Consider the following 24,856-nt stretch of genomic DNA (forward strand, 5'->3'; position numbering starts at 1 on the left):
CAGAGCGGCGGGATCAGCCGACGACCGTCCAGGTGTCCCCGCCGGCCAGCAGCGCGGCCAGATCGCCCTTGCCGTGCTGCTCGATGGCCGTGTCCAGCTGCTCGGACATCCGGACGTCGTACACCGGCCGCTCGACGGAGCGGAACACACCGATCGGGGTGTGGTGCAGCGTGTCGGGGTCGGCCAGCCGGGAGAGGGCGAAGGCGGTGGTGGGTGATGCGGACTTCGCGTCGTGCACCAGGATGTCCGCCTCGTTCTCCGGGGTCACCGTCACCACCCTCAGATCGCCGCTCTGCCGGTCCCGTACGACACCATGCGCGCCTCCACCACTCTCGGCTTCGCTCGAGCGGGAGGTGCCCCCACCGCCGAACCGGATCGGCTGCCCGTGCTCCAGGCGGATCAGCGCCTCGTCCGCCTGCTGCTTGTCCTTCAGGGCGTCGAAGGCGCCGTCGTTGAAGATGTTGCAGTTCTGGTAGATCTCGATGAGGGCCGTGCCCGGGTGGTCGGCGGCCGCGCGCAGCACCTCGGTCAGGTGCTTGCGGTCGGAGTCGATCGTGCGCGCGACGAAGGACGCCTCCGCGCCGATCGCCAGCGACACCGGGTTGAACGGCGCGTCCAGCGAGCCCATCGGAGTCGACTTGGTGATCTTGCCGACCTCGGAGGTCGGGCTGTACTGGCCCTTGGTCAGGCCGTAGATCCGGTTGTTGAACAGCAGGATCTTGAGGTTGACGTTGCGGCGCAGGGCGTGGATCAGGTGGTTGCCGCCGATGGACAGGGCGTCGCCGTCACCGGTGACCACCCACACGCTCAGGTCCCGGCGGGAGGACGCCAGGCCCGTCGCGATGGCCGGGGCGCGGCCGTGGATGGAGTGCATCCCGTAGGTGTTCATGTAGTACGGGAAACGGGAGGAGCAGCCGATGCCCGAGACGAAGACGATGTTCTCCTTCGCCAGGCCCAGCTCCGGCATGAACCCCTGGACGGCGGCCAGGATCGCGTAGTCACCGCAGCCCGGGCACCAGCGCACCTCCTGGTCGGACTTGAAGTCCTTCATGGACTGCTTGGCCTCGGCCTTGGGAACCAGCTGCAGCAGCGAGTGGGTGGCGTCAGTCATCGATGGCCTCCTTCAGCGCGGCGGCGAGCTGTTCCGCCTTGAACGGCATGCCGTTGACCTGGTTGTACGAGTGGGCGTCGACCAGGTACTTCGCCCGGATCAGGGTGGCGAGCTGCCCGAGGTTCATCTCGGGGATCACCACCTTGTCGTACGAGGTGACCACCGCTCCGAGATTGCGCGGGAACGGGTTGAGGTGGCGCAGATGGGCCTGTGCGATCGACTCGCCGGCCTTGCGCAGCCGCCGTACCGCGGCCGTGATCGGCCCGTACGTCGAGCCCCAGCCCAGGACCAGCGTTTTCGCCCCGTGCGGGTCGTCGACCTCGATGTCCGGCACGTCGATGCCGTCGATCTTGGCCTGGCGGGTGCGGACCATCGAGTCGTGGTTGGCCGGGTCGTAGGAGATGTTGCCCGTGCCGTCCTGCTTCTCGATGCCGCCGATGCGGTGCTCCAGGCCCGGGGTGCCCGGGATCGCCCACGGGCGGGCCAGGGTCTGCGGGTCCCGCTTGTACGGCCAGAAGACCTCGGTGCCGTCCTCCAGCGTGTGGTTCGGGCCGGACGCGAACTGCACGCGCAGGTCCGGCAGCTCGTCCGGGTCCGGGATCCGCCACGGCTCGGAGCCGTTGGCCAGATAGCCGTCGGAGAGCAGGAACACCGGGGTGCGGTACGTCAGCGCGATCCGGGCGGCTTCCAGGGCCGCGTCGAAGCAGTCGCCCGGGGTCTTCGGGGCGATGACCGGCACCGGGGCCTCGCCGTTGCGGCCGTACATCGCCTGCAGCAGGTCCGCCTGCTCGGTCTTGGTCGGCAGACCGGTCGAGGGGCCACCGCGCTGGATGTCCAGGATCAGCAGCGGCAGCTCCAGGGAGACCGCCAGGCCGATCGTCTCGCTCTTGAGCGACACACCGGGCCCGCTCGTCGTCGTCACCGCGAGCGAGCCGCCGAAGGCCGCCCCCAGCGACGCGCCGATGCCGGCGATCTCGTCCTCCGCCTGGAAGGTCCGCACGCCGAAGTTCTTGTGCTTGCTCAGCTCGTGCAGGATGTCCGAGGCCGGCGTGATCGGGTACGAGCCCAGGAACAGCGGCAGATCCGCCTGCTGCGACGCGGTGATCAGGCCGTAGGCGAGGGCGAGATTGCCGGTGATGTTGCGGTAGGTGCCGACCGGGAAGGTCTCGGTGGCCGGGGCGACCTCGTAGGAGACCGCGAAGTCCTCGGTCGTCTCGCCGAAGTTCACGCCCGCCCGGAACGCGGCGATGTTCGCCGCCATGATCTCCGGCTTCTTCGCGAACTTCGACTTCAGGAACTTCTCGGTGCCCTCGGTCGGCCGGTGGTACATCCAGCTCAGCAGACCCAGCGCGAACATGTTCTTGCTGCGCTCGGCCTCCTTGCGGGAGAGGTCGAACTCCTTCAGCGCCTCGACGGTGAGGGTGGTCAGCGGCACGGGGTGCAGGCTGTAGCCGTCCAGCGAGCCGTCCTCCAGCGGGGAGGCGGTGTAGCCCACCTTCTGCAGGGCACGCTTGGTGAACTCGTCCGTGTTGACGATGATCTCGGCGCCGCGCGGCAGGTCGCCGATGTTGGCCTTCAGGGCGGCCGGGTTCATCGCGACCAGCACGTTCGGCGCGTCGCCCGGGGTGAGGATGTCGTGGTCGGCGAAGTGGAGCTGGAACGAGGAGACGCCGGGCAGGGTGCCGGCGGGGGCGCGGATCTCGGCGGGGAAGTTCGGCAGGGTGGAGAGGTCGTTGCCGAAGGACGCGGTCTCCGAGGTGAACCGGTCACCGGTGAGCTGCATGCCGTCACCCGAGTCCCCCGCGAACCGGATGATCACCCGATCCAGGCGCCGCACATCCTTGGCTCCGCCCGGTTTGCGCTGCTCTCCCACGACGGTTCCGTCGGCCTGCTCCGCTGGGCTGCTGACCTGACTGGTCACTGAACTGGACCTCCTTCGAGGCGGCTGTCCGGAGATGGTCGTCCCAGGGACCATCCCGATATCAACCCTACGTCGGTTAGGGTCGCCTTCCCGTGGCCATCCGCGGACGGGTGGCTTTTCGAGACGGCTGGTCGCGCTGACTGCTCATGCTTTCCCGTATCGCCGGAGCATCGATCAAGACGCTCCCCGCGTGTTTCCCGGTTGTCTCCTGCTGTCTCCTGCGGCCTCCCACCCGGACGTCCGGTCTCCACAGAAGCCGGACGGACTGACATACTGCTGACACAGTGTCAGCCCGTTACGAGTTCAGGTACGTGAGCACGGCCAGAACACGCCGGTGATCGCCGTCGCTCTGGGAGAGCCCGAGCTTCAGGAAGATGTTGCTGACGTGCTTCTCCACGGCCCCGTCGCTGACCACCAGCTGCCGGGCGATCGCCGAGTTCGTCCGGCCCTCCGCCATCAGCCCCAGCACCTCGCGCTCACGCGGGGTGAGCCCCGCCAGCACGTCCTGCTTGCGGCTGCGCCCGAGCAGCTGCGCGACCACCTCGGGGTCCAGCGCCGTACCGCCCTCGGCCACCCGCACCACGGCGTCCACGAACTCCCGCACCTCGGCGACCCGGTCCTTGAGCAGATAGCCCACGCCCCGGCTGGAACCGGCCAGCAGTTCGGTGGCGTAGCGCTCCTCCACGTACTGCGACAGCACCAGCACCCCGAGCCCGGGGTGCGCCTTGCGCAGCCGTACGGCCGCCCGCACGCCCTCGTCGGTGTGCGTCGGCGGCATCCGTACGTCCGCCACCACCACGTCGGGCAGCGTGCCCTGCGCGTCCAGGTCGGCGATGGTCTTGATCAGCGCCTCCGCGTCCCCGACGCCCGCCACGACATCGTGCCCGCGGTCGGTCAGCAACCGGGTCAGGCCCTCCCTGAGCAGCACCGAGTCCTCGGCGATGACGACCCGCACCCTGTCCTCCACGATCTCCCGGCCCCCCACAGCCCGACCTTCCGACGGTGTCCTGTACGAAGGTCCAGCATTCCAGCATTCGGGCCGTCGTGCGCAGGAGCCGGGGAATCACAGGGGGATGTCGCAGGAGGCCGTACCGCGGTCGACGTGCGCCCTCAGGCCCGCCAGGGCAGCTCGGCGATCACCCGGGTGGGGCCGCCGGCCGGTGAGTCCACCACCAGGACTCCGTCGACCGCGTCCAGACGGCCGGCCAGGCCCGCCAGGCCCGAGCCGCGGGTCGCGTCCGCGCCGCCCACGCCGTCGTCCATGACCTGGAGCATCAGCCGGTCCTCCGCATGCCACACGTCGACCGAGGCGGAGCGCGCCCGGCTGTGCTTGCTGATGTTCTGCAGCAGCTCGGAGACGGTGAAGTAGGCGATGCCCTCGATGGCCGGGGCCGGCCGGGCCGGCAGGTCGACCTCCACCCGCACCGGGACCGTGCAGCGGGAGGCGACCGAGGAGAGGGCCGCGTCCAGGCCCCGGTCGGTCAGCACGGCCGGATGGATCCCGCGCGCGAGGTCGCGCAGCTCCTGCAGGGCCGTCTTCACCTCGCCGTGGGCCTCCTCCACCATCCGGGCCGCCGCCTGCGGGTCCTCCCGCAGCTTCTCCTTGGCCAGGCCCAGATCCATGGCCAGGCTCACCAGCCGGGCCTGCGCCCCGTCGTGCAGGTCCCGCTCGATGCGGCGCAGATCGGCGGCCGCGGTGTCCACCACGATCCCGCGGTCCGACTCCAGCTCCACGACCCGCGCCGACAGCCGCGACGGCCCGAGCAGCCCGCGCACCAGCAGCCCGTCCACCGTGGTCAGGCCCCGCACGATCCAGGGCGTGGCCAGCGTGAACAGCAGGCCGACCAGCGCGGTCACGGTGATCTCGAACGGGTTGTCGAGATAGACGCTGTGCTGCGCGTCACCGTACAGCTGCAGGCCGCCCTGGCCGCCGTACATCGGGAACACCCAGAACCACAGCGGGTACGTCAGCAGCGCCCAGCCGTACGCCCAGAAGTTCACCGCCACGACGAACGAGAACAGCGCCCAGGGAAACTGCAGCAGCGCGTACAGCAGATGCCGCCACGACGTGCCGCTCTTCAGCACCGCGCCCATCCACCCGAACGCGCCCGCCCGGCGCGCCCGCAGCGGCTCCGGGTCGGCCACCTCCAGGCGCAGCAGCGCACGCGCGCGCGTGCGCTCCAGCGCGCCGAAGCCGCGGCAGCCCGCGAGCGCCGCCGCCAGCACGGGGATCCCGAGGAAGGTCACCAGCAGGCCCGCGCCGAGCGCCACCATGGTGACCGTCCAGCTGAACAGCACGACAGCGATCGGCAGACTCAGCAGCACGTAGCCGAACTCGCGCCAGCTGCGCGCCTCGAACGGCGCCCGCAGCGCGGCGGGCAGCAGGTGGCGCCGCTCCCCGTCGGGGGCGGGGAAGCCGGATCCGGCCGGGTGCCCGTGTCCCCGCCCGTACTCCTGTCCGTACTCCGTGGCCATCGGCGTCGTCCCGTTCTCCTCGTCCTGGCGGCGTGCTGCCGTGTCTCCCAGCCTGGTGCGCGGCGACTTCCCGGGCCATGGAGGCCGTCGGCCTCTTGGGCCGGGGGTTTTCCCCACCCTCCGAGGGCCTGCGGGGGTGCGCCGGGGGTGCGGCTACTCCTTGCGGTCCCGCCAGGGCAGCTCCGCCGTGACCACCGTCGGGCCGCCGACCGGCGAGTCGACCACGAACAGGCCGTCCACCGCGCCCAGCCGCTCCGCCAGCCCCCGCATCCCGCTGCCGCCCTCCAGGCTGGCGCCGCCACGGCCGTCGTCCCGGACCTGGATGAGCAGCCGGTCGTCCGAGCGCCACACCTCCACCGAGGCCGAGCGCGCCTGGCTGTGCTTGCTGATGTTCTGCAGCAGCTCGGAAACGGTGAAGTAGGCGATGCCCTCGATGGCCGGGGCCGGGCGGGCCGGCAGGTCCGCCGTCACCTGCACCGGGACCGTGCAGCGGGAGGCGACCGAGGAGAGGGCCGCGTCCAGGCCCCGGTCGGTCAGCACGGCCGGATGGATGCCCCGGGCGAGATCCCGCAGCTCCTGCAGCGCGAGCTTCACCTCGCCGTGCGCCTCGGCCACCATCGTGGCGACGTGCTCGTCGGCCTGGCCCTCCCGCAGCTTCTCCTTGGCCAGGCCGAGGCCCATCGCCAGGTTCACCAGCCGGGCCTGCGCCCCGTCGTGCAGGTCCCGCTCGATGCGGCGCAGATCGGCGGCCGCGGTGTCGACCACGATCCCGCGGTCCGACTCCAGCTCGGCGATACGGCGTTCCAGCTCGTCGGAGGGCGACAGCAGCCCGCGCACCATCGCCCGGTCCACGTTGGCCAGTCCCCGCGTGATGAACGGCAGCACCGGCCACAGCACGAACAGCGAGGTCAGTACGAGGGTGAAGGTGAGGATCCCCCAGGGCAGCCGGATGGAGTCGTACAGCAGCGTCCGCCAGCCCACCGGGTCCTTCAGCGCCAGCCACAGCCGCTGCATCGGCCCCCCGCCCCGGGCGATCGGCAGCGGCGTCGGTTCCTCGACCCGCACCCCGAGCAGCGCCCGGGACCGGATCCGCTCCAGCTTGCCCAGCTGCCGGGCGCCCAGCAGACAGACGGCCAGCAGCGGGAGCCCGATCACCGTGAGGGTGAGGACTCCGCTGACGAACACCACGGTGAACACGTAGGTGAAGCCGAGCAGCGCCACCGGCAGGTTCAGCAGGAGATGCGCGATCTCCTTCCAGACGTGCGCGTCGAGGGCGAACCGGGCCGGAGGCAGCCGGTCGGAGCCGTCGGTCCGGCCGGCGGCGGAGGCGGGAGCGGTCATACCGGCCAGCCTGCCGTGCCAGGCACCCCTTGCGCCATGCGGTCCACCGCCCCTGTTCCCTGGGGAAAACCCCACCCTCCGCACGCTCCCCGCATCTCACGGTGTGACGGGCTGCTTACCGTGTCTTTATCAGGGCCTAGACTCCGGTGCGTACAGATCCTCGAATCACGTTGCATCACAGGGTTCACCAAGTCACGAGGTCAGGGAGCGAGGGCGGACGGTGCGGGAGACGTTGGGGCACTCGACGATCGCCGCGGCGGACGTCGCGGCCGACTACTTCCGGTCCTACTCGGTCGTGGGACTGCTCGCCCTCATCGGCGTGCTCTTCGTCGCGGTCGCGTTCGGCGCGGGTCGGTTGCTGCGCCCGGTCGTGCCCACCCCCGAGAAACTCCTGACGTACGAGTGCGGCGTCGACCCCGTCGGCGAGGGCTGGGCCCACACCCAGGTCCGCTATTACGTCTACGCCTTCCTCTACGTGATCTTCGCGGTCGACTCGATCTTCCTGTTCCCCTGGGCGACGGTCTTCGCCGCCCCCGGCTACGGCGCGACGACCCTGGTGGAGATGTTCATCTTCCTCGGCTTCCTCGCCGTGGGCCTGTTGTACGCCTACAAGAAGGGGGTCCTGACATGGGTGTGAACCCGTCCGCCGACGCGAACCCGTCCGGTGCGGAGCCTCTCCTGCTTCCCGAGCCGAAGCGGCTGGGCGCCCTCGCCCGGCTCGCGCCCGAGCCCATGAAGGTGGTCCTGAACTGGGGCCGCCGCTACTCGCTGTGGGTGTTCAACTTCGGCCTCGCCTGCTGCGCGATCGAGTTCATCGCCGCGTCGATGGCCCGCCACGACTTCATCCGCCTCGGCGTCATTCCCTTCGCGCCGGGCCCCCGTCAGGCCGACCTGATGGTCGTCTCCGGCACGGTCACGGACAAGATGGCTCCGGCCGTGAAGCGCCTGTACGAGCAGATGCCGGAGCCCAAGTACGTCATCTCCTTCGGCGCCTGCTCCAACTGCGGCGGCCCGTACTGGGACTCCTACTCCGTCACCAAGGGCGTCGACCAGATCATCCCGGTCGACGTGTACGTCCCCGGCTGCCCGCCGCGGCCCGAGGCACTGCTCCAGGGCATCCTCAAGCTCCAGGAGAAGATCGCCCGCGAGTCGCTGGAGGAGCGGTACGCCTCCCACCGGCCGTCCGCCGCCGCTCTGCAGAGCGGCCTGGTGAAGCCTCCGGTGTCTGCCTCGGCTTCGGCCTCGGCCTCGGTCTCGTCTGAGGAGGGCGCGCGATGAGCACGGCCGGCTGGCTGCCCGCCCCCGCCGAGGAACTCTTCGGTCCGCAGGCCACGGCCGAGGAGTCGTACGAGGTCCTGACGGTGGACGTTCCGCCGTCCTCCTGGCTCAGCGCCCTGGAGGCGGCCCGTACGACCCTGTCCTGCACCTACTTCGACTGGCTGAGCGCCGTCGACGAACCGGGCACGGGCTTCCGTGTCACCGCCCACGTCGTCGCCCTCGCGCCGGTCCGCCGCCTGCTCCTGCGGACGACGGTCCCGCACGAGGCGCCGAAGCTGCCGTCCGCCGTCGGCGTCTACGCGGGCGCGGCCTGGCACGAGCGCGAGACCCACGAGATGTTCGGGGTCGACTTCGAGGGCCACCCGGGCCTGGAGCACCTCCTCCTCCCGGAGACCTTCGAGGGCCACCCCCTGCGCAAGGACTTCGTCCTCGCCGCCCGCGTGGCCAAGGCCTGGCCCGGAGCCAAGGAGCCGGGCGAATCCGAGCACGGCGGCCCCAAGCGCCGCCAGATGCTCCCGCCGGGTGTCCCGGACCCGAACGAGTGGGGCCCGCTGAAGGGCCAGCTGCCGCCTGCCCCGGCCCGCCCGGCCCGTCCGGCCCGCGCGGCGGGGGAGCGGCCGACGCGTGCGGCCGGGGAGCGCGCCGCGACCGGCGAGCGTCCGGTACGGCGGACGCGTACGGCGGCGGAGGGCTCGGCCAGCCAGACGGCCGGCCAGGCCGAAGAGACTGCGGCTGGAGCGGCTGGAGCGGCTGGAGCGGCTGGAGCGGCCGGGGCGGCCGCGCGGCCGCGTCGGATGAGGAGCGCGAGCGAGGGCTCGGTGAGCCAGGCGGCAGCCGAGGGCGCGGCGGAGGCACCCACAGGTCCGCGCCGCGCGCGCAGCGCCTCGGAAGGCTCGGCCTCCCAGCGCGCCCCGCGCAGCTCGGACGCCCCCTGGCACCACGCGCGCCCGGCGTTCGAGGAACAGCAGAAGCCTGAGCAGGCACCGGAGCGAGGGCAGGCGTCAGAGCCTGAGCAGGCATCGGAGCCGCAGCAGGCTCCGGAGCGCGAGCAGGCACCCGAGGAGAGCCGGGCGCCCGAACCGCAACCCGAAGCACCCAAGGCGCCCAAGGCACCTGAAGCCCCCAAGGCCCCCGAAGCGCCCAAGGCACCTGAAGCCCCCAAGGCCCCCGAAGCGCCCAAGGCACCTGAAGCCCCCAAGGCCCCCGAAGCGCCCAAGGCACCTGAAGCACCCAAGGCCCCCGAAGCGCCCAAGGCACCTGAAGCACCCAAGGCCCCCGAGGACCAGAGCACCTCCGACACCCCTGACGACCCCACAGGAGGCCCGCAGTGAACGACGCGCTGGACGTCGCCCTGCGACTCGTGGCCGTGTTCGTCGTCTTCCTGACCTTCCCCCTCATCGTCGGCCAGACCGAGCACAAGGTGATGGCCCACATGCAGGGCCGCCTCGGCCCGATGTACGCGGGCGGCTTCCACGGCTGGGCCCAGCTCATCGCCGACGGTGTGAAGTTCGCGCAGAAGGAGGACGTGGTCCCGGCGGGCGCCGACCGCCGCGTCTTCCAGCTGGCCCCCGCCGTGGCCCTGCTGCCGTACCTGCTCGTGCTGCTCGCCATCCCGATCGGGCCGAGCGAGGGAGCGGTCGGCCAGGTCCTGGACGCGGGCGTCTTCTTCGTGCTCGCGGTGATGGGCGTGGGCGTCCTCGGCTCGCTCATGGCCGGCTGGGCAAGCGCGAACAAGTTCTCCCTGCTCGGCGGCCTGCGCACGGCCGCCCAGCTGCTCGCCTACGAACTCCCGATGCTGCTCGCCGCGGCCTCCGTGGCCATGGCGGCCGGCACCGTCTCCCTGCCGGGCATCCTGCACGCCTTCCACTGGTGGTGGCTGCCCTGGCAGATCGTGGGCGCCGTCGTGTTCTTCGTGGCCGGCCTCGCCGAACTGCAGCGCCCGCCCTTCGACATGCCCGTCGCCGACTCGGAGATCATCTTCGGCGCGTACACCGAGTACACCGGCCTGCGCTTCGCGCTGTTCCTGCTCGCCGAGTACGCCGGAATCATCGTCCTGTGCGGTCTGACCACCGTCCTCTTCCTGGGCGGCTGGCACGGCCCCTGGGGCGCCGACGGCCTGGGCTGGCTGTGGACCCTGCTGAAGACCGCGATCCTCGCCTTCGTCGTCATCTGGCTCCGCGTCACCTACCCCCGCCTGCGCGAGGACCAGCTCCAGAAGCTCTCCTGGACCCTCCTCGTCCCCCTCTCCCTCGCCCAGATCGCCCTCACCGGCATCGTCAAGGTGGTGATCTCCTAGTGGCCCCCTTCCCCGGCTCAGGCCTCGCCAAGGGCCTGGCCGTCACCCTGCGCACGATGACGAGGAAGCACGTCACCGAGCAGTACCCGGACGCCCAGCCCGAACTGCCGCCCCGCACCCGTGGTGTGATCGGCCTGTTCGAGGAGAACTGCACGGTCTGCATGCTGTGCGCCCGCGAGTGCCCGGACTGGTGCATCTACATCGACTCCCACAAGGAGACGGTCCCGCCGGCCGCCCCCGGCGGCCGCGAGCGCAGCCGCAACGTCCTCGACCGGTTCGCCATCGACTTCTCCCTGTGCATGTACTGCGGTATCTGCATCGAGGTCTGTCCTTTCGACGCGCTGTTCTGGTCCCCGGAGTTCGAGTACGCCGAGACCGACATCCGCGAACTCACCCACGAGCGCGACAAGCTCCGCGAGTGGATGTGGACCGTCCCGGCCCCGCCCGCCCTGGACGCCGGCGCGGAGGAGCCGAAGGAGATCGCCGCCGCCCGCAAGACCGCCGAGAAGCTGGCCGCCGCGCAGGCCGAACCGCAGGAGGGGGAGTCGTGAGCCTCGCCGCAGCCCAGCACGGCTTCCTGTCCCCGACCGGTGTCGAGATCGCCTTCCTGCTCGTCGGCCTGGTCACCTTCGGCGCGGCCCTCGTCACCGTCACCACCCGGCAGCTGGTGCACGCCGCCCTGTGGCTGGTGGTCACGCTCGGCGGCCTCGCCGTCGAGTACCTCCTGCTCACCGCCGAGTTCATCGCCTGGGTGCAGGTCCTCATCTACGTCGGCTCCGTCGTCGTCCTCCTCCTGTTCGGACTGATGCTCACCAAGGCCCCCATCGGCCGCTCCCCGGACGCCGACTCCGGCAACCGCTGGATCGCCCTCGCCGTCGCGGTGGTCGCCGCCGGTGCCCTGGTGTGGGTGGTCGTCGACGCGTTCCGCACGACCTGGATCGACCTGACCGGCCCGGCCGCCGGCAGCACCCGGGGCACCGGCGAGAGCCTCTTCCAGAACTGGGTCCTGCCCTTCGAGGCCCTCTCCGTCCTCCTGCTCGCGGCCCTGGTCGGCGCGATCGTCCTGTCCCGCAAGGCGAAGGCGGACACGGCCTCCGGCACCCCGGACAAGGCCTCCGGCACCCCGGCCACCCCCGCGACCGTCCCCGGCGAGAAGGAAGGCGCCCGCTGATGCACCTCGCCTACCCCGCCGTCCTCTCCGCCCTCCTCTTCTGCACCGGCCTGTACGGCGTCCTCGCCCGCCGCAACGCGATCCTGGTCCTGATGTCGGTCGAGCTGATGCTCAACGCCGTCAACCTCAACCTGGTCGCCTTCGACGTCTGGCTCAGCCGGGCCGCCGAGGAGACCCTGCACTCCGGTCAGGCGCTGACCCTGTTCATCATCGCCATCGCCGCCGCCGAGATCGGCATCGGCCTGGCGATCGTGCTCGCCGTGTACCGCAACCGCGGCACCTCCGACATCGACAAGCTCCGCGACACCGCCGAGGGCCACGGCGACGACATCGACGGCCCCGGCACGGACACCCCCGCGGCCGAGAAGGCTGAGGCCACCGCGTGACCACGACCACCCTCGCCGTCCTCGTCCCCCTCCTGCCGTTCCTGGGCGCCGCTGCCGGCCTGCTGCTGGGCCGCACCGCCCCCGGTTTCGTCCGCCCGCTCGCCGTGCTGCCGGCCCTGGCCGCGCTCGTGCTGGCCGCGCTGGTCGCCGTACGCCAGGGCGGCGGCCCGCCCATCGTGGCCCACACCGAGCTGACCCCGACCGGTTCGGTGCCGATCGAGCTGTCCCTGGACATCGACGGCTTCGCCGCGCTCGTCGCCGTCCTGGTCGCCTTCGTCGCGACCTGCGTGCAGATCTACTCCACGGGCTACCTGCGCGACGACCCGCGCTACCCCTCGTACGCGGCCCTCGTCTCCCTGTTCACCTCCGCGATGCTCCTGGTCGTCTACTCCGGCGACCTGATCGTGCTGCTGGTCGGCTGGGAAGTCATGGGCATCTGCTCCTACTTCCTGGTCGGCCACTACTGGGAGACCCCCGAGGCCCGTGCCGCCTCCCTGAAGGCCTTCCTGGTCACCAAGCTCGGTGACGTGCCGTTCCTCATCGGCCTGTTCGCCCTGGGCACGGACGCCGGCTCGTTCCAGATCACCCGCGTCCTGGGCGCCGCGGCGAGCGGTGGCATCGACCACCCGACCCTGGTCGCCCTGCTGCTGCTCGCGGGCGTGGCCGGCAAGTCGGCCCAGTTCCCGCTGCACACCTGGCTCCCCGACGCGATGGCGGGCCCGACGCCCGTCTCGGCGCTGATCCACGCCGCGACGATGGTCGCCGCCGGTGTCTACTTCGTCGCCCGTCTCCTTCCGGTGTTCGAGGCGTCCCAGGCCGCGATGGTGGTCCTCGCCGTCATGGCCGCCGTCACGATGACCGGCTCCGGCCTCGCCGCGCTCGCCCAGGACGACATCAAGCGAGTCCTCGCCTACTCGACGATCGGCCAGCTCGGCTACATGACCGGCGCCCTCGCCGTCGGCGACCGCGGTGCCGCCGTCTTCCACCTCCTGTCGCACGGCGCCTTCAAGGCGCTGCTGTTCCTCGCGGCCGGCGTGATCATCCACGCCGCCGGCACCAACTCGCTGGCCGCCATGTCCCGCATGAGCCACCTGCGCGACCGCGTCCCGGACGCCTACTGGACGATGACCGTGGCGCTCCTCGCGCTCGCCGCCGTCCCTCCCTTCAGCGGCTTCTTCTCCAAGGAGTCCGTGCTGGGCGCCGCCGAGCACGTGGCCACCGGCCACACCGACCACGCCCCCGGCGCGGCGGGCTGGATCGTCCTCGCCGCCGGTCTGCTCACGGCCCTGCTCACCGCCGCCTACGCCACGCGCCTGTGGCTGCTGGCCTTCCGCGGCAAGGGCGCCGAAGCCCCCGACCACGGCCGCCAGCCGCTCACGATGACCGTCGTGCTGTGGGTCCTCGCCCTGCCGTCCCTGGCCTTCGGCGGGCTCGCCTACCGCTCGCTGCCCGCCTGGTTCGACAGCCGCGACCTGACCCCGACGCTCCTCACCTCCGTCCTCGGCACCGGCCTCGCGCTGGTCGGCGGGCTCCTCACCTACGGCACCTGGCAGCGCACCCGCGCGCTCGCCGCCCGCGTCCCGGCAGCGCCCGCGCCCTCCTTCGAGTGGGAGAGCCTTCAGGGCGAGGCCGCCGCCCACCCGGAGGGCGACGCGAGCCTGGTCGAGGCCCATGCCCTCGCCGACCACGGGCCGGCCTACGGCGACCTCGCCCACGCGCCCGACCCCGGACGGCTGCTGCTCGGCCCGCTGTACCGGCACGCGGCCGTCGGCTTCCACCTGGACGCCGTCTACTCGGCGCTGTTCGTCCGCCCCGTGCAGGCCGGAGCGAGCCTCGTGCGGTTCCTCGACAGCGCGGTCGTGGACACCTACGTAGGCGGTGCGGCCGCCCTGCCCCGGCTGCTCGGGGCCGCGGTGCGGCGCGCGCAGACCGGCAATGTGCAGACCTATGTGAGCGCGCTGCTCGCCGGTGCCGTCGTCCTGACGGTGACCGTCGTCCTCGTCGCCACGGGAGCGTGAGCAGGCGTGATCGATATCAACGAGTCCGTGATGCAGTTCCTTCTGGCATTCGTCGTCGTCGGCCCGCTCCTCGGCGCGGTCGCCGCTCTCCTGCCGGCCCCGCCCGGGCTGAAGGGGAAGTCGCCCGAGCAGGCCGTGCTGCGGCACGGTGTGACCGTGACCGGCGCGATCCTCATCGCGGCGATCGTCCTCGCGCTCGGCTTCGACCACGACCAGCCGTCGAAGATGCAGGCCACGACCGACATCAGCTGGATCCCCGCACTCGACGTGCGGATCCACCTCGGCATCGACGGCATCTCCCTCCCCCTTCTGGTCCTGACCGCGCTGCTGACCTTCCTCTGCGCGCTCTACTCGTACTTCAAGCCGCCGGCGGGCCCGTCCCCGAAGGCGTTCGTCGCGCTGGTGCTCCTGCTCGAGTCCGGCACCCTCGCGACCTTCGCCGTCCTCGACCTGCTGCTGTTCTTCCTCGCGTTCGAGATGGTGCTCATCCCGATGTACTTCCTCATCGCCCGCTGGGGCGGCGAGGGCCGGACCCGGGCCGCGTGGAAGTTCATCCTGTTCACGCTGCTCGGCTCCGTCGTCATGCTGCTCGGCCTGCTCCTGATCGGCATCAAGGCGGGCACGTTCGACATGGTGGCACTCGCCACTGACAACGGCCGGTCGCTGACCGCATCCGTGCAGGTCATCGCCGTTCTGACGATCGGGCTCGGGCTCGCGGTCAAGACGCCGATGTGGCCGCTGCACAGCTGGCTGCCCGACGCCCACACCGCCGCCCCGACCGTCGGCTCGGTCCTGCTGGCCGGCGTGCTGCTGAAGATGGGTACGTACGGATTCGTCCGGATCCTGCTGCCGATCGCGCCGGACGGCTTCCGCACCTTCGCGCCCTACCTCGCCGCGTTCGCGGTCGTCGGGATCATCTACGGGTCCCTGGCCTGCCTGGCCCTCGCCAAGCAGGGCGCGAAGGGCGACCTGAAGCGGCTGATCGCCTACTCCTCCGTCGGCCACATGGGCTTCGTCCTGCTGGGCATCGCCACCATGACCCCGACCGGCGTGAACGGCGCCCTCTTCGCCAACATCGCCCACGGCCTCATCACCGGCCTCCTGTTCTTCCTGGTCGGCGCGCTGAAGGACCGCACGGGCAGCACCGACCTCGACACCCTGGCGAAGGAGACGGGGGCGGCCCTCTACGGCAAGGCCCCGCGCCTCGGCGGACTGCTCGCCTTCGGCGCCGTGGCCTCGCTCGGCCTGCCCGGACTCGCCGGGTTCTGGGGCGAGATGCTGGCCCTGTTCGGCTCGTTCAACCCCGCCGCCGACCTCAGCCGGCCCGCGTTTCTCACCTTCATGGCGATCGGCGCGTTCGGCACCCTGCTGACGGCCGCGTACATGCTCATCGTGGTCCGCCGGGTCTGCATGGGCGCCGTACCGCAGGACATGCCGAAGCTCGCGGACGTCCACGGCTACGAGTTCGCGGCCTGGACCCCGCTCGTCGCCCTCACCGTCGTCGCCGGACTGTGGCCGAGGGTCCTGCTCGGCCTGACCGACCCGGCCGTGCAGCAGCTCCTGGCAGGAGGCACCCGATGAGCGCCCTGGCCCAGCCGCTGGCCCAGTCCGTGGTCCAGTCCGTCGACTGGCTCGCGATCGCGCCGCCCACCATCGCCGCGGTGGTCGGGCTCGCCGTCCTCGTCGCCGACCTGTTCGTCCCCGAGGCGCGCAAGCCCCTCCTCGGCTGGATCTCCGTCGCGGGCCTCGCCGCCGCCACGCTGATGCTGCTGCCGCTGCTGGACGGCGACCGCAGCACCTTCTGCCTGCCCGGCGACGCGAGCGTGTGCAGCTACACAGCCGACCACTTCACCCTCGTCATCCAGTTCCTCGCCCTCGGCGGCGCCCTGCTGGCCGCCCTGATGTCGGTGACGAACCTCAGGGACGATCACCAGCGCGTCCCGGCCGGGGAGTTCTGGTTCCTGCTGCTGTCCTCCGCGGCCGGCGCCGCCCTGCTGCCCGCCTCCCGTGACCTGGCCACGCTGATCGTCGCCCTGGAGGTCGCCTCCCTGCCCGCCTTCGCCCTCGTCGGCATCCGGCACGGCGACAAGCGGTCCTCCGAGGCGGCCCTGAAGTTCTTTCTGTCCTCGGTCACCGCCACCGCGGTCAGCCTGATGGGCATCAGCTTCGTCTACGCCTCCACCGGCACCCTCTACCTCACCCAGATCGCCCAGCGGATCCAGCACGTCGACGGCCGGCTCGACACCCTCGCCCAGACCGGCGTCGTCCTCACCCTCGTCGGCTTCGCCTTCAAGACGGCCGCCGTCCCGTTCCACTTCTGGGTGCCCGACACCTACGTGGGCGCGCCGCTGCCCGTCGCCGCCTATCTGTCGGTCGTCGGCAAGGCCGTCGGCTTCTCCGGCCTGATCCTCGTCACCGTCGTCGCCCTCCCGTCCTACGCCGACGTCTGGGGGCCCGCGCTCGCCGCGCTGGCCGCCCTGACCATGACCGTCGGCAACGTCGGCGCCCTGCGCCAGCAGGCCACGCGCGCGTACAGCGCCGTACGACTGCTCGCCTGGTCCTCGGTCGGCCAGGCCGGCTACCTCCTGGTGCCGATCGCCGCCGCCGCGTACGTCAAGGACGGCCAGAAGGCGATCGGCTCCACGGTCGCGTACGCCCTCATGTACGGCGCCGTGAACCTCGGCGCCTTCGCGGTGGCCGCCCTGGTGGGCCGTACGAAGTCCCTGAACCGGATCAGCGACTACCGGGGCCTGTACGCGTCCAACCCGGCCGCCGCCCTCCTCCTGGCGTTCTTCCTGCTCTGCCTCGCCGGGCTGCCGCCGGGCGTCATCGGCCTGTTCGCGAAGGTCACCGTGTTCGCGTCGGCCGTCGACGCGGGCCTGGGCTGGCTCGCCGTGGTCATGGCCGTCAACGTGGTGATCGCCCTCTTCTACTACCTCCAGTGGACGGCCCTGCTGTTCCGCGCCCCCGAGGGTGCCCCCGCGCGGCACCGGGTCCCGGCCCCCCTCACCGCCGCGCTCGCCATCACCGGAGTCCTTGGCGTGGTCCTCTCCGGCGCACCCCAGCTGGTCCTGCGCTTCGCGGCCACCGGACTGTTCTGAGGGTGCGCCGCGCGCGCGTGGGGCACCCGTGATCCCACGCGCGCGGCGAGGCGCAAGAGGCGCGCGGAAGGACGTAAGAGCACGTCACCCGTGCGGCCGACGTGCGCCGACGCCCGCTCAAGGGAACTTGCCGCCGCCGCCTGGCGTTGACCAGAGCGGGAGGGTCCACTGGACCAAAGGGTTCCCCTGCTGCACGACTTGGAGGGCGTACCGTGCACCGCCGGCACAACGGGCTCAGGACCGCCGTACTCCTCGGGGGACTGTCCGCACTCATCATCGTCATCGGCAGCTTCTTCGGCCGTACGGGACTGATCGTGGCGGTCCTGGTCGCGCTGGGCACGAACGCCTACGCGTACTGGAACAGCGACAAGCTGGCGCTCCGCGCGATGCGTGCCCGCCCGGTGAGCGAGTTCGAGGCCCCCGCGCTGTACCGAATGGTCCGCGAGCTGTCCACGCAGGCCCGCCAGCCCATGCCCCGCCTGTACATCTCCCCGACGGAGGCACCCAACGCCTTCGCGACCGGCCGCAACCCGCGCAACGCGGCCGTGTGCTGCACCGAGGGCATCCTGCGCCTGCTCGACGAACGTGAGCTGCGCGGGGTCATCGGCCACGAGCTGAGCCACGTCTACAACCGCGACATCCTGATCTCCTCCGTGGCCGGCGCCCTCGCCTCGGTGATCATGTTCCTGGTGAACTTCGCCTGGCTGATCCCGGTCGGCCGCTCGGACGACGACGACGGCCCGGGCCTGCTCGGCCTGCTGCTGATCATGATCCTGGGCCCCATCGCCGCCTCCCTCATCCAGCTGGCCATCAGCCGCTCCAGGGAGTACGAGGCGGACGCCTCGGGTGCCCAGATCACCGGCGACCCGCTGGCCCTCGCCAGCGCCCTGCGCAAGCTGGAGGTCGGCACGCAGCAGCTCCCGCTGCCCCCTGAGCCCCGCATCGAGACCGCGAGCCACATGATGATCGCGAACCCCTTCCGGGCGGGCCAGGGACTGTCCAAGATGTTCTCCACGCACCCGCCGATGGCGGAACGCATCGCCCGGCTCGAGAAGATGGCAGGTCGCTACCAGTGAAGACCATCCTGAACGTCATTTGGCTCGTCCTGAGCGGCTTCTGGCTGTTCCTCGCCTACCTGCTCGCCGGCGTGCTGCTGTGCATCACGATCATCGGCATCCCGTTCGGAGTCGCAGCGTTCCGCATCGGCGTCTACGCCCTGTGGCCCTTCGGGTACACCACGGTCGAGCGCCGGGACGCGGGCGCGCCCTCGTGCATCGGCAACGTGCTGTGGCTGATCCTGGCCGGCTGGTGGCTGGCCCTCGCCCACATCACCACCGGCATCGCCCTGTGCCTGACGATCATCGGCATCCCGTTCGGCATCGCCAACTTCAAGATGATCCCGGTCTCCCTGCTGCCGCTGGGCCGCGAGATCGTCCCCACGGACCAGCCGTTCGCGACCCGCTGACCTACCGCCCGGAAGCCTCGTCGGCCGCATCGGCCGTGCCGGAGTGGCGCCCCGCCCACCACCGCCGTACGCCGTAGGCCACCACGCCCACGGCCAGCACGCCCGCCCCGACGGCGACCGAGGTCGCCGGGAGGGCGAACGCCAGCGTCGCGCAGCCCAGCAGCCCCACGGCCGGCAGGAGGCGTGCCGACAGGGCCGGACTCAGCGTCCAGGCGGAGGCGTTGGCCACGGCGTAGTAGGCCAGCACGCCGAACGAGGAGAAGCCGATCGCGCCGCGCACGTCCACCGTCGCGGCCAGCACGGCGACCACCGCGCCCACGGCCAGCTCCGCCCGGTGCGGGACCTGGAACCGTGGATGTACGGCGGCCAGCGCCCGGGGCAGATGGCGGTCGCGGGCCATGGCGAGCGTGGTCCGGGACACCCCGAGGATCAGCGCGAGCAGCGACCCCAGCGCGGCCACCGCGGCCCCCACCCGGACCACGGGTGCGAGCCCCGGCGCCCCGGCCGCCCGTACCGCTTCGGCCAGCGGCGCCGCCGCGTGCCCCAGCCGGTCCGCGCCGAGGACGGCGAGTACCGCCACCGCCACGGCCACGTACACGACCAGCGCGATCCCGAGCGCCAGCGGGATGGCGCGCGGAATGGTGCGCGCGGGATCCCGCACCTCCTCGCCCAGGGTCGCGATGCGCGCGTACCCGGCGAACGCGAAGAACAGCAGACCGGCCGCCTGCAGCACCCCGCCCACACCCGACGACACCCCGAGGCCGAGGCGCCCGGCATCGGCCTTTGCGGAGGTCAGGCACACGACCACCACACATGCGAGGACGGCCAGCACCACGGCCACGATCACCCGCGTCAGCCACGCCGACTTCTGGATGCCCCCGTAGTTCACCGCGGTCAGAGCCACCACGGCGGCCACCGCCACCGCATGCGCCTGTCCCGGCCACACGTACGCCCCCACGGTGAGCGCCATGGCCGCGCAGGAGGCCGTCTTGCCGACCACGAACGCCCAGCCGGCGAGATACCCCCAGAACGCGCCCAGCCGCTCCCTGCCGTACACGTACGTGCCGCCGGAGGCCGGATAGAGAGCGGCCAGGCGGGCCGAGGACATGGCGTTGCAGTAGGCCACCACGGCCGCGACGGCCAGCCCGACCAGCAGCCCCGGCCCGGCGGCGCGCGCGGCCGGGCCCAGGGCGGAGAAGACGCCGGCCCCGACCATCGAGCCGAGGCCGACGATCACGGCGTCCCGCACGCCCAGGGTGCGGCGCAGGCCGGTGTCGGCGGATGTCATGACCCGCACCCTACTGATCGCCGCAACCGCGTGGTGGACCGGTGACGTCCTCTTCATCGACACGGCACGAACACGCGCGCGACGGACAGCCGATCCTCACCGGATTCTCAAGGGCCGGACAGTGCGGACACAGCGCGGGAGGGCAGGTTCACGGCATGAGCATCATCGGTTGGATCATCCTGGGGCTTCTGGCCGGAGCCATCGCCAAGGTCCTGCTGCCGGGCCGCGACCCGGGCGGCTTCATCGGCACGACCCTCATCGGCGTCGCGGGCGCGTTCATCGGCGGCTGGATATCGGCGCGCTGGCTGGACCACCCGATCAGCAAGCACTTCTACGACGGCGCGACCTGGGCCGCAGCGATCGGCGGCTCGCTCGTGCTGCTGATCCTCTACCGCATCCTGTTCGGCAACTCGCGCGACTGACGGACGCACACCGCGTGCGAAGGAAGGGTGGGCACCGCACGGTGCCCACCCTTCCTGCTCGTCTCCCGCCGGTGTCCTACCGGTAGTTCACGAACTGCAGCGCGAAGTCGAAGTCCTTGCCCTTGAGCAGCGCGATCACGGCCTGCAGGTCGTCGCGGCTCTTGGAGGTGACCCGCAGCTCGTCGCCCTGGACCTGGGCCTTGATGCCCTTCGGGCCCTCGTCGCGGATGATCTTCGCCACCTTCTTCGCGTTCTCCTGGGAGATGCCCTCCTGGATGGACGCGAAGATCTTGTATTCCTTGCCGGAGAGCTGGGGCTCGCCCGCGTCCAGCGCCTTGAGCGAGATGCCGCGCTTGATCAGCTTGGACTGGAAGACGTCGAGGACAGCGTTGACCCGGTCCTCGGAGTTCGCCTCCATGAGGATCTTGTCACCGGACCACGAGATCGAGGCACCCACGCCCTTGAAGTCGTAGCGCTGCGAGATCTCCTTGGCGGCCTGGTTGAGGGCGTTGTCGACCTCCTGCCGCTCGACCTTCGAGACGATGTCGAAACTGGAGTCGGCCATGTCCTGTGGCTCCTTGTATCGGGTGCGAATCGGGTGCGTGGCGGCGGCCGCCTAGCCCGGTGTGACACCGGGCCGCATCCGCACCAGCCTAGCCACCCCGCGACCTCAGGGGCGCAGATGAATCGAGTGGCGAAGCACCCCTCGGCATCGGGTATTGTTTACGTCGTTGCCAGGGAGCACCGCCGAAAAGCGGTTCGAACGGCAGCAACCCCGGCGGTGTGCCCGAGCGGCCAAAGGGAGCAGACTGTAAATCTGCCGGCTCAGCCTTCCCAGGTTCGAATCCTGGCGCCGCCACGCTGAGTGAAACCCCCTCTGATCAGGTTATTTGCCTGGTCAGAGGGGGTTTCTCGTTGGCTCTCCCTGTTCGATTCGTTGTGGACGGGACGTGGACGTGTCTCACCTCGTATCGCCCGTATCCCACTGTTGATCAGTGCGTGTCCCCCAGGCGTCCCCCGGGGGAGAGCTTGATCACTCCGGCTCGTTCCACTCCCGAAGGGCTGCGTCGATCCGGCTGTTCGCGCGCTCCCGCGTCTGGTCAAGCACCTTGGCGTACACCGTGTGCAGCACCGCGATGCTGTGCCCGGCACGGCGGGCGCACTCCATCGCATCCACCCCGGAACTGAGCCAGAACGACACCCCGGCGTGTCGGAGGTCGTAGGGACGGCGGGCCAGCAGCGAGGCCGTTTCCGCCTCGCTCAGTACCTCCTTCCGGGCCTTGGCCCACACCTCCCCATAGCCGGTCTCCTGTAGCAGGCCATCGCGGTTCGTCCGAAAGAGCCGGCCATCGGGTGCCGTGCCGTGCGTGGCGATGTGCTGCCGCAGCAGACGGACGAAGTGCGGCGGGATCGGCACCGGACGGGAGTCCTTCTTGGCGCGGGCCTTGAGGTGGCGTGTCTCATGCGCCGTTCCGTCGTCGGTCCAGCTCCGTCCGGCCCGGACAACTCCTTGCCGCAGGGTGAGCATCCCCCAACCCGTCTCCGGGAGGTGACACTGGCTCACGCCCAGTCCGGCGGCCTCGGCGGGACGCATGGCCGCGTAGTACAGGCACCCGAAGAACGCTTCCAGGTGCCGCCCACGCGGGCCCTGCTCACGAACCCCTGCCAGCAGCGCGCGGACCTGGCGAGGGTTGGCGACGCTCTCGGGGTCCACCGCTTCCACCGACTTCGGGGCGGTCCACTTCACGGCCGTGATCGGGTTGACCGGCATGGTGAAGTACTGCTCTTCCACGGCGAGTCCGAGAACGTCACTCAGGCAGGCTCGCTTGCGCTTAGCGGTGCGCGGCGCTGCCTCCTTCCCGTCCAGCCGTAGGGACAGTGCGTCCAGGGCCAGACGTACGGTCGCCGGGTCCTCCAGCGCGGAGACCGGCATGGAGTGCTTTGAGATCCAGGCGAGGGCGCGGGCCACATCGTCCGGCGGGGTCTCGTCCCAGCGGTTTCGGTTGTACGCCCAGCCGTACAGCGCGCGCCGCATGAGCGCGGTCTCGGGCATTCCCGTCTTCGTCTTCACGAGCGCGGGGGTGATGGTTGCCAGCGCATCGGCGTAGTTCTTCCGCGACTTCGCCGGGGCCAGCGCCCACTTGCGGTCGATGTACGCGCGGCTGTGCTCGTACCACGTGATGGAGCCCTGCTTGGCGCGCAGTTCGGAGACGGGCAGGCCCGTTTCCTCGTCGAACTGGTCTCCGCGCCGCACGGCAGACATGAGTTCCGAGCGGCGCCCCTCGGCCTGGACCTTGAGCGTGTAGCTCTTGGAGTGCTTGCGCTCCCCGACCAGCCAGCGCAGACGGTAGGGCTTCGGGCGATCCTTGCGGACCTCGATGGAGTAGAGGCGAACGTCGTAGGTCAGTGCCATATGAACTCCAGAGGGGCCCGCCGGAAGCGGGCCCCTCGTGTCTCGTGTGTGCGGGGAGGTGGTCAGGCGGCAGCGTCTTCCATGGACGACCACCACGCGTCGAGGTCGGCGCGCCGGCAGCGGAGCTGACCGTTGGGGAGCTTGATGAGCTTCGGGGCCTTGCCGCGGGCGCGCATGCGGTAGAACGCGGCGCGGCTCATCTCGATCTCTTCGAGGACTTCGGGGAGTTTGAGCATTTTGGGGCGAGCCATCTTTGCTACTCCTCGTTTGGCTTGGCCTTGGGGTGGGGGCGTGTGTCCGAGGTGTGGATTTCTGCGTCACCGCGTCACCTGCGTCATTCAGGCTTTTGACCTGCGGGTTTTGTGTGACGCAGAGGGGTGGGGGTGCGTCACGCGTGACGCAGGCTGTCCGTCACGCGTGACGCAGGTGACGCGGCGTGACGCAGCCGGAGGCCGTCTGCGTCACGCCCCTCTGCGCAGGTCAATCGCCGTTTTCGTGGGCCCCGTGACGCGGTGACGCAGCGTTCCCCTACTTAGGAAAAAGAGGGGTGTCTGTGGTGGTGTGGTGCGGCTCAGGGCGTGAAGAAGGAGCCGCTGCGCGGCGCGTCCATCGCAGGGCGGCGCTGCCGCCGAACAGCAAGAGGAGCACGCCTGGCCGGGGGTGCTCCTCTTGCTCGTACGGGCGGGCGGCGCCGGTCAGAACGCCCGCTGTTCGTGCGAGGGCGCGCCCGGTGAGCGGGTCATCTCGATGTAGCGGCCCTCCCGGGTGCGGCCCGAGTCGATGAGGACGCCGCGGGCGGCAAGGGTCGGCTGAAGCCGCTTGAGACGGTCGGAGAGCACCTTGCCCGTGGTCGGCCAGCCCTTGGGCAGGGGACGGAAGTCCTCCCCGGTGTAGACGCGGCTGAGGCAGTGCAGCCACTCCGTGGAAGTCATCCGCTGCTCTGCGCCCGCTTCGAGATTGGCGGCGTGCTGCAACACGGTCTGTGCCAGGAGGTCGCCTTCGATGACGTCGTCGTTGAGGTCGTCCAGGCTGGCCCGGTAGGCGGTGAGCGCTCCGAGGCCGGTTGCCGCGTCGAGCTGCGCGCACAGGTGCGCGAAGTCCGCCATCCGCAGGTCGGTCGGGGTCTCCGCCTCAACCGCGCGGACCTTGACGGTCAGGTCCAGGAGCGAGCCGAGGACGACGGGCAGCACCTCCGCGTACTCCGTCCACAGCTCATCTTCGGTGCGCCGCACCCGGGGCCGCTCCAGACGCAACGGCAGCAGCCGTTCCGCCAGGTCGGGGCGGATGACGCCCACGTCGATACCGGTCAGGAGCAGGGGGCGGCGGTAGCCGACGCGGAACACGTCCCCGTCGGTGAACAGGGCACGCTTGACGTTCTCGGCTCCGGTGACGATGCAGCACATCGCGTCGGACAGATCCGGGCTCATGTGGGAGAGGTTGTCCAGGGCCGTGACCCATCCGGCCGCCACGGCAGCGAGCAGGTTCTCTTCATCCTTCGGAGCGCGGCGCAGGTCACCGGTCATGCCCTCGATGATCCGCACGAGCATCCGGCCGCCGGTGGACTTGCCGGCGCCCTGCGGTCCGGTGAGGAACGGCGCGGGAACGGGCACGGACGGACCGAGGCAGCCGACCAGCCACGCGATGGCCAGGCACTCGGTCTCCGCGTTGGCGAAGTTGCACAGCCTCAGCAGCAGATCGATGCCCTTGCCGTCCGTGTTCTTGACCGGCAGCGGCAGTTCGCCCGTGAGCTGGGTGCGGCGCCAGCACACCTCACGCGGATCGGGGACGGCGATGTCCCAGCCGGTGGGGTGGATGCGGACGGACTGCCCGTCGGCGCGGCCCAGGTCCAGCCACGTCGCACCGTCGAACCCCGGGGCGACGCGGATGTGTACGGGCTGCACGTCCTCGGTGAGCGCGAGCGCTTCGATCAAGTCGAGCGCCTCCTTGAGCGCGGTCCCGTTGAACACGCCCACTCCGTCCCTGAAGAGGCCGACCATGAGTTCCTGGCGGTGGCTGCCGGTCGTGCCCTGGGAGCGGATCGGGCGAGCCACGGGGTGGCCGTTCCTCTGCGCGTACACGGTGCCGTCGGCGGTGCGGAAGTAGCGGAAGTGCGCCTGTGCGTAGTCGGTGATGACCTTGCGGGCGGGGTTCTGCTCGTCGTCGGCCATGG

General features: G+C 70.9%; 23 protein-coding genes and 1 tRNA gene. 14 read left to right on the forward strand and 10 right to left on the reverse strand.

Annotation, left to right across the window (positions count from 1 at the left end; genetic code table 11):
• Positions 1-13: 13 nt before the first annotated feature.
• The 5 genes from ACFY3C_RS21425 to ACFY3C_RS21445 all read right to left on the reverse strand — a co-directional run bounded on the left by ACFY3C_RS21425 (position 14) and on the right by ACFY3C_RS21445 (position 6,848).
• On the reverse strand, positions 14-1,111 hold the full coding sequence (locus ACFY3C_RS21425; RefSeq protein ID WP_390771880.1) for a 2-oxoacid:ferredoxin oxidoreductase subunit beta: 1,098 nt from the start codon (positions 1,109-1,111) through the stop codon (positions 14-16).
• Positions 1,104-3,032 carry a 2-oxoacid:acceptor oxidoreductase subunit alpha gene (locus ACFY3C_RS21430; protein WP_390771881.1) on the reverse strand — a complete coding sequence of 643 codons (1,929 nt, stop codon included), beginning with the start codon at positions 3,030-3,032 and terminating at the stop codon, positions 1,104-1,106. The genes ACFY3C_RS21425 and ACFY3C_RS21430 overlap by 8 nt, the downstream gene beginning before the upstream one ends.
• A gap of 295 nt (positions 3,033-3,327) precedes the next feature.
• Positions 3,328-3,987, reverse strand: a complete 660-nt coding sequence (locus tag ACFY3C_RS21435) for a response regulator transcription factor (protein WP_315903872.1) — start codon at positions 3,985-3,987, stop codon at positions 3,328-3,330.
• A gap of 155 nt (positions 3,988-4,142) precedes the next feature.
• Positions 4,143-5,507 (reverse strand): sensor histidine kinase, encoded by a 1,365-nt coding sequence (locus ACFY3C_RS21440; RefSeq protein WP_390771882.1) that lies wholly within the window; start codon positions 5,505-5,507, stop codon positions 4,143-4,145.
• A gap of 153 nt (positions 5,508-5,660) precedes the next feature.
• Positions 5,661-6,848, reverse strand: coding sequence for a sensor histidine kinase (locus tag ACFY3C_RS21445; protein WP_386577145.1), 1,188 nt, complete (start codon positions 6,846-6,848; stop codon positions 5,661-5,663).
• 220 nt (positions 6,849-7,068) lie between these two features.
• Between ACFY3C_RS21445 and ACFY3C_RS21450 the strand changes: the two genes are divergently transcribed.
• The 12 genes from ACFY3C_RS21450 (at position 7,069) to ACFY3C_RS21505 (ending at position 18,563) form a co-directional block, all read left to right on the forward strand.
• On the forward strand, positions 7,069-7,485 hold the full coding sequence (locus tag ACFY3C_RS21450; RefSeq protein ID WP_386577146.1) for an NADH-quinone oxidoreductase subunit A: 417 nt from the start codon (positions 7,069-7,071) through the stop codon (positions 7,483-7,485).
• On the forward strand, positions 7,476-8,126 hold the full coding sequence (locus ACFY3C_RS21455; protein WP_390771883.1) for an NADH-quinone oxidoreductase subunit B: 651 nt from the start codon (positions 7,476-7,478) through the stop codon (positions 8,124-8,126). The genes ACFY3C_RS21450 and ACFY3C_RS21455 overlap by 10 nt, the downstream gene beginning before the upstream one ends.
• A complete protein-coding gene (locus ACFY3C_RS21460; RefSeq protein WP_390771884.1) occupies positions 8,123-9,457 on the forward strand; it encodes an NADH-quinone oxidoreductase subunit C in 1,335 nt (444 codons plus the stop codon). Before ACFY3C_RS21455 ends, ACFY3C_RS21460 begins: the two co-directional genes overlap by 4 nt.
• On the forward strand, positions 9,454-10,422 hold the full coding sequence (locus tag ACFY3C_RS21465) for an NADH-quinone oxidoreductase subunit H (protein WP_381655411.1): 969 nt from the start codon (positions 9,454-9,456) through the stop codon (positions 10,420-10,422). Before ACFY3C_RS21460 ends, ACFY3C_RS21465 begins: the two co-directional genes overlap by 4 nt.
• Positions 10,422-10,973: a NuoI/complex I 23 kDa subunit family protein gene (locus ACFY3C_RS21470; RefSeq protein WP_386577149.1), complete on the forward strand. Its 552-nt coding sequence runs from the start codon at positions 10,422-10,424 to the stop codon at positions 10,971-10,973. The genes ACFY3C_RS21465 and ACFY3C_RS21470 overlap by 1 nt, the downstream gene beginning before the upstream one ends.
• Complete coding sequence (locus ACFY3C_RS21475; protein ID WP_390771885.1) at positions 10,970-11,593, forward strand: NADH-quinone oxidoreductase subunit J; 624 nt, start codon at positions 10,970-10,972, stop codon at positions 11,591-11,593. The genes ACFY3C_RS21470 and ACFY3C_RS21475 overlap by 4 nt, the downstream gene beginning before the upstream one ends.
• On the forward strand, positions 11,593-11,979 hold the full coding sequence (gene nuoK, locus ACFY3C_RS21480) for an NADH-quinone oxidoreductase subunit NuoK (protein ID WP_386577151.1): 387 nt from the start codon (positions 11,593-11,595) through the stop codon (positions 11,977-11,979). The genes ACFY3C_RS21475 and nuoK overlap by 1 nt, the downstream gene beginning before the upstream one ends.
• Positions 11,976-13,997 (forward strand): NADH-quinone oxidoreductase subunit L, encoded by a 2,022-nt coding sequence (locus tag ACFY3C_RS21485; protein WP_390771886.1) that lies wholly within the window; start codon positions 11,976-11,978, stop codon positions 13,995-13,997. Before nuoK ends, ACFY3C_RS21485 begins: the two co-directional genes overlap by 4 nt.
• 6 nt (positions 13,998-14,003) lie before the next feature.
• Complete coding sequence (locus tag ACFY3C_RS21490) at positions 14,004-15,578, forward strand: NADH-quinone oxidoreductase subunit M (RefSeq protein WP_386577153.1); 1,575 nt, start codon at positions 14,004-14,006, stop codon at positions 15,576-15,578.
• A complete protein-coding gene (locus ACFY3C_RS21495) occupies positions 15,575-17,098 on the forward strand; it encodes an NADH-quinone oxidoreductase subunit N (protein WP_390771887.1) in 1,524 nt (507 codons plus the stop codon). The genes ACFY3C_RS21490 and ACFY3C_RS21495 overlap by 4 nt, the downstream gene beginning before the upstream one ends.
• 212 nt (positions 17,099-17,310) lie before the next feature.
• Positions 17,311-18,174, forward strand: coding sequence for a zinc metalloprotease HtpX (gene htpX, locus ACFY3C_RS21500; RefSeq protein ID WP_389187511.1), 864 nt, complete (start codon positions 17,311-17,313; stop codon positions 18,172-18,174).
• Positions 18,171-18,563, forward strand: a complete 393-nt coding sequence (locus ACFY3C_RS21505; protein ID WP_386577156.1) for a YccF domain-containing protein — start codon at positions 18,171-18,173, stop codon at positions 18,561-18,563. The genes htpX and ACFY3C_RS21505 overlap by 4 nt, the downstream gene beginning before the upstream one ends.
• 1 nt (position 18,564) lies before the next feature.
• Here the strand turns inward: ACFY3C_RS21505 and ACFY3C_RS21510 are convergent, their stop codons facing one another.
• Positions 18,565-19,851: an APC family permease gene (locus tag ACFY3C_RS21510; protein ID WP_390771888.1), complete on the reverse strand. Its 1,287-nt coding sequence runs from the start codon at positions 19,849-19,851 to the stop codon at positions 18,565-18,567.
• A gap of 155 nt (positions 19,852-20,006) precedes the next feature.
• Between ACFY3C_RS21510 and ACFY3C_RS21515 the strand changes: the two genes are divergently transcribed.
• Entirely contained in the window at positions 20,007-20,273 is a 267-nt protein-coding gene (locus ACFY3C_RS21515) for a GlsB/YeaQ/YmgE family stress response membrane protein (protein WP_386577158.1), read from the forward strand.
• A gap of 76 nt (positions 20,274-20,349) precedes the next feature.
• On the opposite strand, the gene ACFY3C_RS21520 is transcribed toward ACFY3C_RS21515, so the two are convergent.
• Positions 20,350-20,838, reverse strand: a complete 489-nt coding sequence (locus ACFY3C_RS21520) for a YajQ family cyclic di-GMP-binding protein (protein ID WP_389187520.1) — start codon at positions 20,836-20,838, stop codon at positions 20,350-20,352.
• A gap of 212 nt (positions 20,839-21,050) precedes the next feature.
• Here ACFY3C_RS21520 and ACFY3C_RS21525 point away from each other — a divergent pair.
• A tRNA-Tyr gene (locus ACFY3C_RS21525) sits at positions 21,051-21,132 on the forward strand.
• Positions 21,133-21,306: 174 nt separating this feature from the next.
• On the opposite strand, the gene ACFY3C_RS21530 is transcribed toward ACFY3C_RS21525, so the two are convergent.
• From ACFY3C_RS21530 to ACFY3C_RS21540, 3 genes are all read right to left on the reverse strand, one after another.
• Positions 21,307-22,686 carry a tyrosine-type recombinase/integrase gene (locus ACFY3C_RS21530; RefSeq protein ID WP_390771889.1) on the reverse strand — a complete coding sequence of 460 codons (1,380 nt, stop codon included), beginning with the start codon at positions 22,684-22,686 and terminating at the stop codon, positions 21,307-21,309.
• A 62-nt stretch (positions 22,687-22,748) separates the two neighbouring features.
• A complete protein-coding gene (locus tag ACFY3C_RS21535; RefSeq protein WP_142160637.1) occupies positions 22,749-22,937 on the reverse strand; it encodes an AlpA family transcriptional regulator in 189 nt (62 codons plus the stop codon).
• A gap of 444 nt (positions 22,938-23,381) precedes the next feature.
• Positions 23,382-24,854 (reverse strand): ATP-binding protein, encoded by a 1,473-nt coding sequence (locus ACFY3C_RS21540; protein ID WP_390771994.1) that lies wholly within the window; start codon positions 24,852-24,854, stop codon positions 23,382-23,384.
• Positions 24,855-24,856: the final 2 nt, after the last annotated feature.

Origin of the sequence: Streptomyces sp. NPDC001410, from assembly GCF_042895235.1 — a bacterium.
Taxonomy (GTDB): domain Bacteria; phylum Actinomycetota; class Actinomycetes; order Streptomycetales; family Streptomycetaceae; genus Streptomyces.